Origin of the sequence: Arthrobacter sp. NPDC092385 (assembly GCF_044755105.1) — a bacterium.
Lineage (GTDB): Bacteria > Actinomycetota > Actinomycetes > Actinomycetales > Micrococcaceae > Arthrobacter_D.
The window spans coordinates 113,956-129,490 of sequence record NZ_JBIVQL010000007.1; the positions used below are offsets into that span (position 1 = coordinate 113,956).

Below are 15,535 nucleotides of genomic sequence, written 5' to 3' on the forward strand. Positions count from 1 at the left end.
GGCGGTTCTGGGTGCTAGTCGGAGTCCTTGGAGCCCAGCGTGGTCTTCTGGACCTGCATCAGGAACTCGACGTTGGACTGCGTCTCCCGGATCTTGTTGGTGAGCAGCTCGAGTGCCTGCTGGGTCTCCAGACCCGACAGCACGCGGCGCAGCTTCCACATGATCTTGACCTCGTCCGGCGAGAGGAGGTTCTCCTCGCGCCGCGTGCCGGAGGCGTTGACGTCGACGGCCGGGAAGATGCGCTTGTCGGCCAGGTTGCGCGAGAGGCGGAGCTCCATGTTGCCGGTGCCCTTGAACTCCTCGAAGATGACCTCGTCCATCTTGGAGCCGGTCTCGACGAGCGCGGTGGCGAGGATGGTGAGCGAGCCGCCGTTCTCGATGTTGCGTGCCGCACCGAAGAAGCGCTTCGGCGGGTACAGGGCGGCCGAGTCGACACCACCGGAGAGGATACGGCCCGACGCCGGAGCGGCCAGGTTGTAGGCACGTCCGAGGCGCGTCATGGAGTCGAGGAGCACGACGACGTCCATACCCATCTCCACGAGGCGCTTGGCGCGCTCGATGGAGAGCTCGGCGACCGTGGTGTGGTCGTCCGCGGGGCGGTCGAAGGTGGAGGCGATGACCTCGCCCTTGACCGTGCGCTGCATGTCCGTGACTTCTTCGGGACGCTCGTCGACCAGGACCATCATGAGGTGGACCTCAGGATTGTTGATCGTGATGGCGTTCGCGATCGCCTGCAGGATGAGCGTCTTGCCGGCCTTCGGCGGCGAGACGATCAGGCCGCGCTGGCCCTTGCCGATCGGCGCCACGAGGTCGATCACGCGGGGGCCGATCTTCTTCGGGTCCGTCTCGAGGCGCAGGCGGTCCGAGGGGTAGAGCGGCACGAGCTTCGCGAACTCGACGCGGTCCTTCAGGTCCTCGGCGGGCTTGCCGTTCACCGAGGTGACGCGGACCAGTGCGTTGAACTTCTGGCGCGCGCTGGCCTGGGTCTCGCCCTCGCGGGGTGCGCGGATGGCACCGACGACGGCGTCGCCCTTGCGCAGGTTGTGCTTCTTCACCTGGGCGAGCGACACGTAGACGTCGTTCGGGCCCGGCAGGTAGCCGGAGGTGCGTACGAAGGCGTAGTTCTCGAGGACGTCGAGGATGCCCGCTACGGGCAGCAGGACGTCGTCCTCGGTGACCTCGACGTCGTCGACCTCGGGGTTCTGGTTGCGTCCGCGGCGGCGGTCGTTGCGCTCGTTGCGGTCGCGGAACCGGCTGTTGCGGTCCTCGGCGACCGTGCCGCCGGTGCGGTTCGCACGATTGCGGCGGTTGCGCCCGCGGCCGTCGTCGTCCGCTACGTTGGAGCCGTTGCCGCGGTTGTCGCTGCGCTCGCTGCCGTTGCGGCCGTTGTCGCCCTGGCCGTCACCGTTCGAGCCATTGGAGCCGTTGCTGCCCGAGCGGTCCTCGTCGCGACCGTTGCGCGAGCGGGTGCGGCGCTCGTTGCGGTCGCCACGGCCCTCGCCCTGCTGCTGGCCGGACTGGACGTCGGCCTGGGAGTCGTTCTGCGCGTCACCCTGGGCGCTGCCCTGCGTCTCGGCCTGCGAACCGTTTTGGTCGTTCTGGCCCGGCAGGTCGGAACGGTCCTCGCCACGGCGGTTGCGGCGGTTGCGCTGGTTGCGGCCACCGTTCTCGCGGTCACCGCGGTCCTGCTGCTCGCCGGACTGGGTGTCCTCGACGGCGTCACGTACGGGAGCCTCCACCCGCTCGCTCGTGACGGTCGCCGCGTCGGAGGCGGGCGTCGAGACGACCCCGTCGCTGCCCGCACGCCTGTTGCGGTTACGGGTGCGCGGCTGGCGCTCGGCGGGGGCCGACTGCTCGTCCTGGACCCGCTCGGCTTCGGCCGGGGCGTCGGCGACGGCGGGACGCTCTGCGTCCGCGCTGCGCTCGCTGCGGACGGTGGGGGTCTTCTGGCGGTCGGCGACGGCGGAACCGCGCTGGTGGTCGGAGATCGCGGACACGAGGTCGCTCTTGCGCATCCTCGATCCGCCGGTGATCCCGAGCTGGCCGGCAAGGGCCTGGAGCTGGGCGAGCTTCAGGCCGGCGAGGCCGCTGCTCTTGGAAGTTGTTGCGCCGGCTGCTGCAGCGTCTTGGGTGGCCACACCTGGTAACAGGTCAGTGGTTTCAGTCACGAAGGATCCTTCCCCCTCGTCGGGCGGCCACCTGATCAGTGGTCCGCGGTGGTTTGCCCCGTGCCGCATATGAAGCAGGCGGGGTTCAGCCGTACCGGAGTCGATCCGGCGCCGGCTGGGTGTGCTGGGAGCCTGAGGATGTCGATGTGCGGGAGGAGAAGTCCGCACGCACATCGATAAGGTCGGAGGCTACACCGGAGGATGTGCTACTGCTGATGGAACCTGCAGTTTCGCGGCGGTCTAGAGAAGAGGACGGCCTGCTCAACAGAAGCGCACCGTGCCTGCTGACGGACACAGCGCCTGGTGAAGGACACGGAGTCTGATGAAGACACAGTAGCTTCGGTCGTGGCACTGCATGCAACAGATCGATTACTACCCTTGGTGCACTCCCACTTTAGCACCTTCCCGCTCTACTGCCAGCCGGAGAATCCGCCACATCCCCGGCGTGTCGCCCTGTTCGAGCAGTTCCTGCACGGCGTCCTCGGCGGCGCGGGCCCCGTCCTCGCCGACGGCGAGGGTGAGGACACTCGGGCCTGCTCCGGAGACGGTGCTGGCGAACCCCGCCGACCGCAGGCCGCGCATGAGCGTGGCGCTGGGCAGCATGGCCTGCGCGCGGTAGTCCTGGTGCAGCGCGTCCTGGGTGGCGGGAAAGAGCAGCGACGGATCAGTGCCCAGTGCGTGCACCAGGAGTGCGGCACGTCCGGCGTTGGCGGCCGCGGTCCGGTGGGCCACCGACGGTGGCAGGAGTGCGCGGGCGCTCTCGGTGGACAGCGCGAGGTCCGGGACCGCGAGCACCGGCACGACGTCCGGGTGCACCTCGACGCGCGTGCTGTGGAACGCCCTGCCGCTCTCCCAGGAGATGGCCAGCGACCCCATCAGGGCGGGCGCGACGTTGTCCGGGTGGCCTTCGATCGACGCCGCCCACTGCAGCACCTGCGCGGCGTCCAGCCGTTCGCCGACGGGCAGCAGCGCGTTGCCGGCGAGGACACCGGCGACGATCGCCGACGCCGAGGACCCCATGCCCCTGCCGTGCGGGATCACGTTCGTGGTGTCGAGCTCGAGCCCGGGGGCGCGGTGGCCCGCCCGGTGCAGGGTGCTGATCAGCGATCGGGCGATCAGGTGGCGCTCGTCGTCCGGCAGCGCGTCGGCGCCCTCGCCGGTGGCGCGCACGGTGGTCGCACCGGACGCCGTCGTGCGGACCCGCACGGTGTCGTGCAGCGTCAGCGCGAGTCCCAGCGTGTCGAAGCCGGGCCCGAGGTTCGCGCTCGTGGCGGGGACCCTGACGACGATGTCCTGCCCGGCATCGACGATCGGGAGGTCGAGGACCTCCGACGGCGCCGGTGCGGCGTGCAGCCCTGCCATGTCAGTCTTCGAGCCCGAGCGCCGCGGCGACGCTCACGACGTCGAACTCCACCTTGGTGGGCTCGACGTCGGCGCCGTCCGCCGTGCGCAGCGCCCACTGCGGGTCCTTCAGGCCGTGGCCCGTGACCGTGATGACGATGGTCTTGCCGCTCGGGACGAGTCCCTCCGCGTGCTTCTTGATGAGGCCCGCGACACCCGCGGCGGACGCGGGCTCCACGAAGACGCCCTCGCGCGAGGACAACCAGCGGTGGGCTTCGAGGATCTCCTCGTCGGTCACGGCCTCGATGAGCCCGTCGGACTCGTCGCGCGCGGCGACCGCGAAGTCCCAGGACGCCGGGTTGCCGATGCGGATCGCGGTCGCGATGGTGTCCGGCTCGGTGATCGGGTGGCCCTTGACGAGTGGGGACGCGCCCTCGGCCTGGAAACCCCACATGATCGGGGTCCGCGTGGCGACGGCGGGGAGCTCGCCGTGGTGCATCGAGGCATAGGGCGCCGCGTACTCCTTGTAGCCCTTCCAGTACGCGCTGATGTTGCCTGCGTTCCCGACGGGCATCAGGTGGTAGTCCGGTGCATCGCCGAGGGTGTCCACGACCTCGAACGCGGCCGTCTTCTGGCCTTCGAGGCGCGCGGGGTTCACGGAGTTCACGAGGAACACCGGGTAGGCCTCGGCGAGCTTCCGTGCGACGTCGAGGCAGTTGTCGAAGTTCCCGTTGACCTGCAGCAGCTGGGCACCGTGGGCGATGGCCTGGCTGAGCTTGCCCATGGAGATCTTGCCGTCCGGGACGAGCACGGCGCAGGTGATGCCTGCCTGGGTGGCATAGGCGGCGGCGGACGCCGAGGTGTTGCCCGTCGACGCGCACACCACGGCCTTTGCCCCGGCGGCGACGGCGGCGGTCATCGCCATGGTCATGCCGCGGTCCTTGAAGGACCCGGTGGGGTTCATGCCCTCGACCTTGAGGTAGACGGCGGAGCCCGTCAGCTCGGACAGGTGCCGGGCGTGGACGAGGGGCGTTCCGCCCTCACCGAGGGTGATGACCTCGGTGGCGTCCGTGACTGGCAGGCGTTCGGCATATTCGCGGATGACTCCGCGCCACTGGTGGGCCACTTAGATTCCCTCTACTCGGAGCACGGATGAGACGGCGGTGATGACATCGAGCGCGGCGACCTGCTTGACGGTCGCCGCGAGGGACGCCTCGGGCGCCCGGTGGGTGACGATGCGCAGTTCGGCGGTGGTGCCGCCGTCGGGCCCGCCCTGGTGGATGCGCTGGCGCATCGTCTCGATGGAGACGCCGTTCTCGGCGAAGATCTGCGCGATGCGCGCCAGCACGCCGGGCTGGTCCGCGACCTGCAGGCCGATGCAGTAGCTCGTGCGGACGGTGTCGATGCTGAGCGGCGGGACGTGCCCGGTGGTGGTCTCCGTGCGGCCCGGGCCGCCGAGCACCATGCGGCGCGCGGCGCTGACGACGTCGCCGAGCACGGCCGAGGCGGTCGGCGTGCCGCCGGCGCCCTGCCCGTAGAACATCAGCTCGCCGGCGTTCTCCGCTTCGATGAACACGGCGTTGAACGCGCCGTGGACGGCGGCGAGCGGGTGCGAGCGCGGCAGCAGCGTCGGGTGGACGCGGACGCCGACCCCCGCGGCGCCGGCCTCGTCGGTGAGCATCTCGGCGATGGCCAGCAGCTTGATGACGTAGCCGTCCTCGGCCGCGGCCGCGATGTCGTCCGCGGTGACGGCGGTGATGCCCTCGCAGTGGACGTTCTCGAGGGCGAAGCGCGTGTGGAAGGACAGGGAGGCGAGGATCGCCGCCTTCGCGGCGGCGTCGTGGCCCTCGACGTCGGCCGTGGGGTCCGCCTCCGCGTAGCCGAGGTCCTGCGCGGCCTTCAGGGCGTCCGCGAAGGAGGCTCCCGTGGAGTCCATCTGGTCGAGGATGTAGTTGGTGGTCCCGTTGACGATCCCGAGGACGCGCGTGATGCGGTCCCCCGAGAGGCTGTCCCGGATGGGCCGGAGGATCGGGATGGCTCCGGCGACGGCGGCCTCGTAGGACAGCTGGACGCCCGCGGCGTCGGCCTGCTCGTACAGTTCGGGGCCGTCCTGTGCCAGGAGCGCCTTGTTGCCGCTGACCACGGTGGCTCCGTGCTCGATGGCGCGCAGGATCAGGGACTTGGCGGGTTCGATGCCGCCCATGAGCTCGATGACGATGTCCGCATCCTCCACGAGGGACTCGGCGTCGAGCGTCAGGAGGCCGGCCGGGAGCTCGACGTCGCGCCGGGCGTCGAGGGTACGGACGGCGACGCCGATCAGTTCGAGCGGTGCTCCGGCACGGCGTCCGAGGTTCTCCGCGTCCTCGAGGAGGATGCGGGCCACCTGGGCGCCGACGTTGCCGCAGCCGAGCAGGGCTACGCGCAGGGGCTTTCCTGGGGTCGTTGCTGGTGAGTTCATGCGTTCCGTGGAGCTCCTGGTTCCGTGGCGGGCAGTGCGGGTTCGCGCTGGACGTCCCTGCGGAACAGGTCCTCCTCGGTCTCGCCGCGCACGATGAGCCGTGCGGCGCCGTCGGCCACCGCCACGACGGGCGGGCGCGTCAGGTAGTTGTAGTTGCTCGAGAGCACCCAGCAGTACGCGCCGGTGCCCGGAACGGCGAGGAGGTCACCGGCTCCGGTGTCCTCGGGGAGGTAGACGTCCCTCACCACAATGTCACCGCTCTCGCAGTGTTTTCCAACCACGCGGGAGAGCACCGGGTCGGCCTCGGGCGTCCGGGACGCCAGGACGGCCGAGTAATCCGCGCCGTAGAGCACCGGGCGGGCGTTGTCGCTCATGCCGCCGTCCACCGACACATAGCGTCGCGGGTGCGTAACGGACGTGTCCTGCACCACCTCCGAACCGTTGGCGGACGCGTCCACCCGGACGGTCTTCGTGGTGCCGGCGGTGTAGAGCGTGAAGGTGGTGGGACCGACGATCGCCCGACCGGGCTCGATCGAGATCCGCGGTACCCGCAGCCCGAGCTCCCGGCAGGTCGAACCGACGACGGCGGCCATCGCACGCGCGATCTCCGCCGCCGGTCGTGGCTCGTCCGCCTCCGTGTAGGCGATGCCGTAGCCGCCGCCGAGATCGAGCTCGGGCAGTTCGACGCCGTGCCGGTCGCGGACCCCGGCGAGGAAACCGAGCAGCCGCTGCGCCGCCAGTTCGAAGCCCTCGGGCTCGAAGATCTGCGACCCGATGTGGCAGTGCACGCCGAGGAGGTTGATGCCCGGGTGCGCGAGGGCGTCGGAGACCGCGCGGGCGGCGGGCGAGCTGGCGCCGTCGTCGTGCCCGTCGTCCTGGCCCGGACCCTGGTCGGTGGTGAGCGACAGCCCGAACTTCTGGTCCTCGTGGGCCGTGGCGATGAACTCGTGCGTGTGCGCGTGGACGCCCGGGGTGAGGCGGATCATGACGTTGGCCGTGCTGCCGCGTTGCACGGCCAGGTCGCCGACGAGTGTGACCTCCTGCAGGCTGTCGACGACGATCCGGCCGAGGCCGGCGTCGATGGCCCGCGTGATCTCGGCGGCCGACTTGTTGTTCCCGTGAAGCCCGAGCCGGTGCCCCGGCATCCCCGCGCGGAGGGCGACGGCGAGCTCCCCGCCGGAGCAGGTGTCGAGCCCGAGGCCCTCCTCGCGCACCCAGTGCGCCACCTCGGTGCAGAGGAAGGACTTGCCCGCGTAGAACACGTCCACTCCCCCGCACAGGTCGCGGAAAGCCTCGTCGAAGGCAGTGCGGAAGGTCGCGGCGCGGGCCCGGAAATCGCGCTCGGACATGACGAAGAGCGGCGTGCCGTACTGCTCCGCGAGGTCGCGGACGGAGACGCCGTCGATCTGCAGGACGCCGTCCGCCCCGCGGTCCACGTCCTCGGCCCAGAGCTTGGCGTCGAGCCGCTCCTGGTCAGCGGGGACGGACAGCCAGTCGGGGGCGAGCGGCGATGCTTCGGCTGCCACAGCTACATCCTCTCCGGCGCGGAGACGCCGAGGAGGTCGAGTCCGTTCGCCAGGACCTGCTGCGTGGCGTTGTTCAGCCACAGGCGCGAACGGTGGACGTCCTCGACCGGCGCGTCGCCCAGCGGCGCGACCCGGCAGGCGTCGTACCAGCGGTGGTACGTCCCCGCGATCACCTCGAGGTGGCGGGCCACGCGGTGCGGCTCGCGGAAGGTCGCGGACTGCGCGACGACGCCGGGGAACTGCCCGAGGGCGGCCAGCAGTTCACCCTCGGTGGGGTGGCCCAGCGCCGTGGCGTCGAACGTGCTGGTGTCCACTCCGGCGGACACGGCATTGCGGGCGACGGCGTGCGTGCGGGCGTGCGCGTACTGCACGTAGAACACCGGGTTCTCGTTGGTGCGGCGCGTGAGCAGGTCGAGGTCGATGTCGATGTTCGAATCGGCGGAGAAGCGCGCCAGGGTGTACCGCGCGGCATCCACCCCCACGGCATCCACGAGATCCTCGAGGGTCACGACCGTGCCTGCACGCTTCGACATGCGGACGGGCGCACCGTTCTGCACGAGGTTCACCATCTGGCCGATGAGGACCTCGACGGTGTCGGGGTCGTCGCCGAGGGCCGCGGCAGCCGCTTTCAGGCGTGCCACGTATCCGTGATGGTCGGCGCCCAGCATGATGATGTTGAGGTCGAAACCACGCCTGCGCTTGTTGACGAAGTAGCCGATGTCGCCCGCGATATAGGCAGGCGCTCCATCGGACTTGATGACCACGCGGTCGCGGTCGTCGCCGAAGTCGGTCGACTTCAGCCACCAGGCACCATCCTCGTAGAAGAGGTTGCCTGAGCCCTTCAGCTGCTCGAGGAGGCCCCCGACGAAGTCGTTCTCGAACAGCGAGTGTTCATGGAAGTAGACATCGAAGTCCACTCCGAAGTCGTGCAGGGATTTCTTGATGTCGGTGAACATGAAGTCGACGCCGACCGCGCGGAAGCGCTCGACGGCATCGGCCTCTCCGAGGGACAGGATGTCCGGCTCCGCGGCCACCACGCGCTGCGCGATGTCCTCGATGTACTGGCCGCCGTAGCCGTCGTCAGGGGCGGGCCTACCGGATGCACTCGCGTACAGCGAGTGCGCAAACCGTTCGATCTGCGCGCCGTGGTCGTTGAAGTAGTACTCCCGCACGACCGACGCGCCCTGGGACTGGAGCACGCGCGCCAGTGCGTCTCCCACGGCGGCCCAGCGGGTTCCGCCGATGTGGATGGGACCCGTGGGGTTCGCCGAGACGAATTCGAGATTGATCTTCTGGCCCGCGAGCGCGTCGTTCCGGCCATAGGCCGGTCCGGCCTCGACGATGGTGCGGGCGAGTTCGCCCGCCGCTCCGGCGTCGAGCGTGATGTTGAGGAAGCCCGGGCCGGCGATGTCGACGCTCTTGACCCCGTCGATCCCGGCGAGGCGATCGCTGAGCAGCTGGGCGAACTCCCGCGGGTTCATGCCCGCCTTCTTGCCGAGCTGCAGGGCGATGTTCGTGGCCCAGTCGCCGTGCTCCCGGTTCTTCGGTCGCTCGACACGCACCTCCGACCGAAGGTCGACGCTGAGGTCACCGGCCTCGACGGCGGCCTTCAGGCATGCGGAAATAGCGGCAGAGAGTTCTTCGGGAGTCACCCGTCAAGCATAGCGGCGCGCCCCCGGGCAGCCCGATCTTCGTGACGCGGCTCAAGTCCGTGGTTCCGGGCGCCACGCAGCGGACACGCATCGCGACAGTCCGGGACGCCCGGAGAAAAGAATCACGGAGAGGAACGGTGACCGGCTCGGACACGTTAGTTTGAGGTTCAACCGATCCTTCGGCGCGGAGCCCTCCGCGCGGTCCCATCCCGGCGACGCACCAGGAGCAACCAGTGACCAGCACAGGCCCCACCCCCATCGTCCCGAACGAGACGGCCGGCAGCGCCGGCTTCCCCCTGCACAAGCGGGTCCTGACGGCGCTCGCCGCCGTCTCGATCCTCGGTGCGGCAGGCTGCGCCGGTGCGGAGGCCACATCGCCCGCGGCGGAGCAGGCGGCGGAGAGCCCCGCGCAGGAGACGACGGCGGCCGCTCCGGAAGCGACGGCGGCGGCCACTGCGGACCAGGCGTACGAGGACGGCACCTACACGCAGACCGGCTCCTACCAGTCCCCCGCCGGCCCCGAGGAGGTGGGCGTGACGCTCACCCTGGAAGCCGACGTCGTCACCGCCGTCGAGGTGGAGCCGATGCCGGACAATCCGACCACCACGATGTACCAGGAGCGCTTCGCCGGGGGCATCTCCGATGCGATCGTCGGCAGGAAGCTCGACGATCTCGCCGTCGACAAGGTCGCCGGCTCCTCCCTGACCAGCGGCGGCTTCAACGAGGCGACCGACAGGATCAAGAGCGAAGCCCAGCTCTAGGACCGGCGTGGCGGACACCTTCGGCTTCGAGGCGATCGGCACCGGCTGGCGCGTGGACAGCGCCTCACCCCTGGTGTCCGAGCAGCGCCGCGGGCTGCTGCGCATCGCCGAGGAGTACGACGTCCTCTACTCGCGTTTCCGCAGCGATTCGGGCGTCACGGCGCTCGCGGCGTCCGGGGGTGCGCTCGCGCTCCCGCCGCACGGGGCCGAACTCGGGCGCCTCCTGCGCAGGCTCCACGACCTCACCGACGGCGCCGTCTCTCCCCTGGTCGGTGAACGGCTGGCCGCGCAGGGCTACGACGCCTCGTACTCCTTCGTCCCGACGGCGCCGCCCACTCCCGCCCGCGCCTGGGACGACGTCCTGGACTGGTCGGCGGGAGGCCTCACGCTACGCGAGCCGGCTCTCCTGGATGTGGGTGCGGCCGGCAAGGGCCAACTCGTCGATCTCCTGCTGGAGTATCTCCTGGCCGCGGGCCACGAGGACGTCGTCGTGGATGCGAGCGGTGACATGAGGCGGGCCGGGACCGGTGCGATCACCGTCGCCCTCGAGCATCCCTACGACGCCTCGTCCGCCATCGGGACGGTCCGCCTGGGTTCCGGGGCGCTGTGCGCCTCCGCTTCCAACCGCCGCGTCTGGGGCGACGGCCTGCACCACGTCCTCGACGCCCGGACGGGCCGCTGCGTCGAGACCGTCGTCGCGACGTGGGTCCTCGCTGAGGACGCCATGACCGCCGACGGTCTGTGCACGGCCCTGTTCGTCGCCGACCCCGCGGAGCTCGCCCGGGGCTTCGACTTCGACTACGTCCTGATGTACTCGGACGGACGCGCCCGCTTCTCCGCCCCACTCTCAGGAGCCCTGTTCTCATGACCGCAGCACTCGATGCCCTGCTGGGCCGCATGACCATGTACCGGCTGACCCTGGTCCTGCTCCTCGTCCTGACCGTCGAGGCGCTCGTGCTGTCCCTCACGGGCCTCCTCGCCTACACGCCGGCAGAACTCGGCGGCACCCTCGTGGCCGCGGTCGGCGGGACGATCATCGGCACACGGCTCATGGCCCTGATCCTGCGGCTGCGGCCGCACGGCGACTCGTCGCTCATCACCGGGCTCATCGTGTTCCTGATCATGTTCCCGTCCGGTACCGGCGCCGGGCTCGGAGGCATCCTCGTGGCCGGTGTCGCAGCGGGCGCCTCGAAGTTCCTCCTCGCCGTCGGCGGGCGCCACATCTTCAATCCCGCCGCGACGGGCGCCGTCGTCGCGACCCTGCTCGGAGTCGGTGCGGCGGCCTGGTGGGTCGCCAACCCCTACATGCTGCCCGTCGTGGCGGTGGGCGCGGCCCTCATCCTCTACCGGACGCGGAAACTCCCGATGGCGGCGGTGTTCCTCGTCGTGGCGCTCGGCATCCTGCTCACCGGTCTCGTGCAGGGCGGCATGGCTCCCGGTGCCGGCCTCCAGCTGGTCCTGACGTCGTACCCCGTGCTGTTCCTGCTCGGCTTCATGATGACCGAGCCGCTCACCCTCCCGCCACGGCGCTGGCAGCAGTGGCTCTTCGCGGCGATCGTCGCCGTCGTCCTCGCGCTCCAGGTATCCATCGGGCCGGTCTTCCTGGGCCCCGAATTCGCCCTCCTGATCGGCAACGCCGTGGCCTTCCTCATGGGTCAGCGGCGCGGCGTGCGGCTGACCTTCGCCGGATCACGGCAGCTGACACCCACCAGCACGGAACTGGTCTTCGAACCGGCCAGGCCCGTGCGGTTCAGGGCGGGCCAGTACATGGAGCTGAGCCTGCCGCACCCCGGGACGGACAGCCGGGGCAGCCGCAGGGTCTTCAGCATCACATCCGCGCCCCAGCAGCACGGGACCCTCACCTTCGGGCTGCGGACCACGGACTCCGGGAGTTCCTTCAAGAAGGCGCTCCTCGCCCTGCCGAGGGACGCCAGGATCACGGGCACCCTGGTGGGAGGGGACTTCTCCCTGCCCCGCGATCCGTCCGTACCCCTGCTGCTCGTCGCCGGTGGGATCGGAGTCACGCCGTTCATCAGCCACCTGCGGGACCTCGCCGCGCGCGGTGAGACGCGCGACGTCGTCCTCGTGTATGTCGTGCGGAGCGGGCAGGAGATCGCGTTCCGCGAGGAACTGGCGGAGCTGGGCACCCGCGTGGTGCTGTTCGCGCCGTCCGACGCCGACCTTCCGCCGCTTCCCGGCACCTGGACCTACGGGGGTGCGGACCCGACGGCCGAGGATCTGCTCACTGCGGTCCCGGACCTTTCCCGGCGAAAGGTCCTCGTCTCGGGCTCCCCCGCGTTCATCGGCCGCCTGCGTGCAACCGTGCACGAGGCCGGCGTCCCGCGGGTACGGACGGACGCGTTCCTGGGCTACTGACGCGGCTTCGACGCCACCCCCGATGATGGCCGACCCCCATCGAGCCGCTCCGACCGATGGTGGGAATCCTCCTCCTCGGGCAGGAGATCGGAGATCGTCCGTGCACGCCCTGCACCCGTTGACATCCGCCTCGGCCGGGAGCACGCTGTGAGAGTCGCTCGCACGTGATCGGCCCAGCCCTCGCCAGGTGTCTCTCCCGAGGTCCGCCGAATCCTCATTCCCGGAGCAACTGGTACTTCCTCCGGATGAACGGTTACAACCGACCAACCGAGGAGGACGAAATGCCTGCTGTTACCGTCAATGCCCTTGAATCGAAATCGTTCGACGAACCCGATGAGAGACGCCGTCCGCCCAAGACCGCGGTGGACGTCGTGAGCCTCGGCGACACCACACTGGGCAGGTTCACCTTCGAGCCCGGCTGGCGATGGTCCGAGACCGTGAAGACCGTGGTCCATACGGAGAGCTGCCAGAACAACCACCTGGGGGTCTGCACCGCGGGCACCCTGGAGGTGGAGATGAACGACGGAACCCGCAGCACCATCCACGCCGGTGACGCCTATTCCATTCCCGCCGGCCACGATGCCTGGGTCGGAAGCGACGGGACCTTCGTGGGCTACGAGATCATGAGCGCGGCTACGTACGCCAAACCTGCCTGACCCCGGCAACGCGAGCGGGGAGTTCTGGTCCTTCCGACCTGTCGACCGGTACAGCTGCGCCGGCGTTTTCCCACCGGAGCGCCACCTGCTAAGCTCGATAAGTCCCTAACGGGCACGGGAGTTCCCGTGTCTGCCTTCGTAGCTCAGGGGATAGAGCGTCTGCCTCCGGAGCAGAAGGTCGTAGGTTCGAATCCTATCGAGGGCACAGAGAGATCCACGCAGAGTGAACCGCCGTCGGCCGTCAGGCCGGCGGCGGTTCTGCTTTTGGTAGGCTCCACAGGACGCGGCCCCCGGGGCCGGGACCAGCACCTACCGGCGGGGGAAACGTGGGGACGAAGGTCGCACCGGAGCGGGGGCGCCGCCCGCACGTCCTGCCCACCATCCTCACGGTGGTCATGCTCGTCCTCGCCGTCCTCGCGGCAGGCTTCATGGGCGAGTTCTCCGCCGAACCGGTGCTGGAACCACCCGTCGCAGCGCCGGAGCAGCAGGGCGCGCCGCTTCCGACCGCCACGGCCACCCCCGAATCACTCGACGACGACGGCGAGCGCATCATCCTCGACGGCGGCACGGCCGCCGCGTCCCTGCTGGTGCTGCTGATGGCCGGGCTCGCGCTCCTGGTCCGCTTCCTCCTGCGGTTCCGGGCGCAGCAGGAACCCGACGGCGGGTCCAGGGAGCAGACCGGCCTGCAGCAGCCCGGTGCCCTCGTGCTCGTGGCGGAAGCCCTGCCGGCCTGGACCGAAGCCGCGAGCGCGGCCCTGCGGACGGACAGCGCCACCTCGGACGCCGTCATCCGGTGCTGGCTCGACTTCGAGCGGCGCTGTGCCGACGCGGGGATGCCACGCACTCCCGCCCAGACGACGTCGGAATTCGCGGGCTTCGTCTCCGCGGCGCTGGACCTTCCACCCGAACCGCTGTCGACCCTCAACCGCCTGTACCAGCGTGCGCGCTTCGGCCGGACGGGACACGGCCGCGCGCCCCTTCCGCTGGAGCCCGCCGACCGCGAGGCGGCTGCAGCAGCGATCCGTGAGCTGTCCGCCGCACTGGACCACCGTGCGGTGAGGAGGTGACGCGATGAAGCGTTCGGCGTGGGTCATCACGGGGGTCCTGGTCGGGCTCGCCCTCGGCGCAGGGTGGTTCTTCGGCCTCGACGGACGCCATGCCGTCGTCCTGGCCGGTGCGGCCTTCGCCGCGGGTGTCGCCAACGGACTCCTCGAGGCCGTCGACCTGCCGCGCGCGGCCGTGCCGGCACTGCCGGAACCGGTACGGGGCCTCGCCGACCTGCAGTCGCTCGAGTTCTCACTGTCCTCGACGGAGCCGGGCTCGCGCGCCGTCCTCGAGGTGCACGCACTCGCCGTCGCCGTGGCCGCAGCGCATCCCGACGCTCCACGGAGCAGGGCGCTCGATGCCTTCATCACCGACGCGCGCCCCGCGGTGCTCTCGCACCGCGAGATCCGAGCCTTCGTGGATGAGCTCGAACGCCTCGAGCCCGGACGGGGAGACCCCGGGCCTGCAGGATCCGCGTCGACGGCATCCCGCACCATCCTGCCGGAACGCCGACACCAGCCCGCCCCTCAACCGCCTCCCCAGGAGATCCCATGAACACCGCGGATTCCCGCACCGACCTCGGCGCCGGCACCGCCATCGCCGAGGCGGCCCGCATCGGCGCCGAGGTCCTGGCCCGCACCGGGACCGTCGTCGTCGGTGCCGAGGGCGCGCTGCGCCTGGCCCTGGCCGCCGTGCTGGCCGGCGGCCACGTCTTGTTCGAGGACCTCCCCGGCCTCGGCAAGACCCTCGCCGCCAAGACCCTCGCGCAGGCCCTCGGACTCGATTTCCGCCGCCTGCAGTTCACCCCGGACCTCCTGCCCTCGGACGTGACCGGTTCGTCCATCTTCAATCCCGCCACGCGGGAGTTCGAGTTCAGGCCGGGGCCGATCTTCGCGGGGCTCTTCCTCGCCGACGAGATCAACAGGACCTCCCCGAAGACGCAGTCCGCCCTGCTGGAGGCGATGGCGGAGGCGCAGGTCTCGGTGGAGGGCGCCACCCTGCCCCTCGAGCGTCCCTTCCACGTCTTCGCGACCTCGAACCCGATCGAGTTCGAGGGCACCTATCCCCTGCCGGAGGCACAGCTCGACCGCTTCATGGTCCGCCTGCGCTTCGGCTACCCCGGCCCGGGCGGCGAGCAGGACATCATCGCGCGGCGCATCAGGCGCCGGCAGGACGGGACGCGGGTGGCGGGTGTGACCTCCGCCGAAGGGTTGCTGCGCCTGCAGGCCGCCGTCGAGTCGGTGGGTGTGGACGACGACGTCATCGACTACGCCGTCCGCCTGGCCGCCGGGACCCGCGGCCACCCGGCGGTCGAGGTGGGCGCCTCGCCGCGAGGCTCCCAGGCGCTCGTGCTGCTGGGCCGGGCCCTCGCGGTGCTCGATGGCCGCGCCTTCGTCCTCCCCGAGGACATGAAGGAGGGCGCAGTCGCCGTCCTCGCGCACCGGCTCACGCTGACGCCGTCGTCCTGGGCGCAGGGCGTCGCCACCGAGACGGTGGTGCGGGACGTCCTGGCCGAGGTCCCGACGCCGCCGACCGCCCCGCGTGGCTAGGCC

At 70.5% G+C, this 15,535-nt stretch carries 13 protein-coding genes and 1 tRNA gene; 8 read left to right on the forward strand and 6 right to left on the reverse strand.

Features of this window, described 5'->3' with window-relative positions:
• Positions 1-14: 14 nt before the first annotated feature.
• The 6 genes from rho to argS form a co-directional block, all read right to left on the reverse strand.
• Complete coding sequence (gene rho / locus ACIQCY_RS10915) at positions 15-2,168, reverse strand: transcription termination factor Rho (RefSeq protein WP_400483913.1); 2,154 nt, start codon at positions 2,166-2,168, stop codon at positions 15-17.
• 372 nt (positions 2,169-2,540) lie between these two features.
• Positions 2,541-3,530 carry a homoserine kinase gene (gene thrB / locus ACIQCY_RS10920; protein ID WP_400483914.1) on the reverse strand — a complete coding sequence of 330 codons (990 nt, stop codon included), beginning with the start codon at positions 3,528-3,530 and terminating at the stop codon, positions 2,541-2,543.
• A 1-nt stretch (position 3,531) separates the two neighbouring features.
• Complete coding sequence (thrC, locus tag ACIQCY_RS10925; RefSeq protein ID WP_400483915.1) at positions 3,532-4,635, reverse strand: threonine synthase; 1,104 nt, start codon at positions 4,633-4,635, stop codon at positions 3,532-3,534.
• Complete coding sequence (locus tag ACIQCY_RS10930; RefSeq protein ID WP_400483916.1) at positions 4,636-5,967, reverse strand: homoserine dehydrogenase; 1,332 nt, start codon at positions 5,965-5,967, stop codon at positions 4,636-4,638.
• Positions 5,964-7,493: a diaminopimelate decarboxylase gene (lysA, locus tag ACIQCY_RS10935; protein WP_400483917.1), complete on the reverse strand. Its 1,530-nt coding sequence runs from the start codon at positions 7,491-7,493 to the stop codon at positions 5,964-5,966. Before lysA ends, ACIQCY_RS10930 begins: the two co-directional genes overlap by 4 nt.
• A 2-nt stretch (positions 7,494-7,495) precedes the next feature.
• Positions 7,496-9,145 carry an arginine--tRNA ligase gene (gene argS, locus ACIQCY_RS10940; protein WP_400483918.1) on the reverse strand — a complete coding sequence of 550 codons (1,650 nt, stop codon included), beginning with the start codon at positions 9,143-9,145 and terminating at the stop codon, positions 7,496-7,498.
• Between the two features lie 233 nt (positions 9,146-9,378).
• On the opposite strand from argS, the gene ACIQCY_RS10945 reads away from it, so the two are divergent.
• The 8 genes from ACIQCY_RS10945 (at position 9,379) to ACIQCY_RS10980 (ending at position 15,532) form a co-directional block, all read left to right on the forward strand.
• On the forward strand, positions 9,379-9,906 hold the full coding sequence (locus tag ACIQCY_RS10945; RefSeq protein WP_400483919.1) for an FMN-binding protein: 528 nt from the start codon (positions 9,379-9,381) through the stop codon (positions 9,904-9,906).
• Positions 9,907-9,913: 7 nt separating this feature from the next.
• Positions 9,914-10,774 carry an FAD:protein FMN transferase gene (locus tag ACIQCY_RS10950; protein ID WP_400483920.1) on the forward strand — a complete coding sequence of 287 codons (861 nt, stop codon included), beginning with the start codon at positions 9,914-9,916 and terminating at the stop codon, positions 10,772-10,774.
• Entirely contained in the window at positions 10,771-12,282 is a 1,512-nt protein-coding gene (locus tag ACIQCY_RS10955) for an FAD-dependent oxidoreductase (protein WP_400483921.1), read from the forward strand. Before ACIQCY_RS10950 ends, ACIQCY_RS10955 begins: the two co-directional genes overlap by 4 nt.
• A 281-nt stretch (positions 12,283-12,563) precedes the next feature.
• A complete protein-coding gene (locus ACIQCY_RS10960; RefSeq protein WP_400483922.1) occupies positions 12,564-12,938 on the forward strand; it encodes a cupin domain-containing protein in 375 nt (124 codons plus the stop codon).
• A gap of 132 nt (positions 12,939-13,070) precedes the next feature.
• Positions 13,071-13,143, forward strand: a tRNA-Arg gene (locus ACIQCY_RS10965).
• Between the two features lie 121 nt (positions 13,144-13,264).
• Positions 13,265-14,005 (forward strand): DUF4129 domain-containing protein, encoded by a 741-nt coding sequence (locus tag ACIQCY_RS10970; protein ID WP_400483923.1) that lies wholly within the window; start codon positions 13,265-13,267, stop codon positions 14,003-14,005.
• A 4-nt stretch (positions 14,006-14,009) separates the two neighbouring features.
• Positions 14,010-14,537: a hypothetical protein gene (locus ACIQCY_RS10975; RefSeq protein ID WP_400483924.1), complete on the forward strand. Its 528-nt coding sequence runs from the start codon at positions 14,010-14,012 to the stop codon at positions 14,535-14,537.
• On the forward strand, positions 14,534-15,532 hold the full coding sequence (locus ACIQCY_RS10980; protein WP_400483925.1) for an AAA family ATPase: 999 nt from the start codon (positions 14,534-14,536) through the stop codon (positions 15,530-15,532). Before ACIQCY_RS10975 ends, ACIQCY_RS10980 begins: the two co-directional genes overlap by 4 nt.
• Positions 15,533-15,535: the final 3 nt, after the last annotated feature.

Bases quoted from the DNA above. Each gene is read 5' to 3' on its own strand.
- ACIQCY_RS10975 (WP_400483924.1), top strand. From the start codon at position 14,010: ATGAAGCGTTCGGCGTGGGTCATCACGGGGGTCCTGGTCGGGCTCGCC.
- thrB (WP_400483914.1), bottom strand. From the start codon at position 3,530: ATGGCAGGGCTGCACGCCGCACCGGCGCCGTCGGAGGTCCTCGACCTC.
- ACIQCY_RS10980 (WP_400483925.1), top strand. From the start codon at position 14,534: ATGAACACCGCGGATTCCCGCACCGACCTCGGCGCCGGCACCGCCATC.
- ACIQCY_RS10930 (WP_400483916.1), bottom strand. From the start codon at position 5,967: ATGAACTCACCAGCAACGACCCCAGGAAAGCCCCTGCGCGTAGCCCTG.
- ACIQCY_RS10955 (WP_400483921.1), top strand. From the start codon at position 10,771: ATGACCGCAGCACTCGATGCCCTGCTGGGCCGCATGACCATGTACCGG.
- ACIQCY_RS10960 (WP_400483922.1), top strand. From the start codon at position 12,564: ATGCCTGCTGTTACCGTCAATGCCCTTGAATCGAAATCGTTCGACGAA.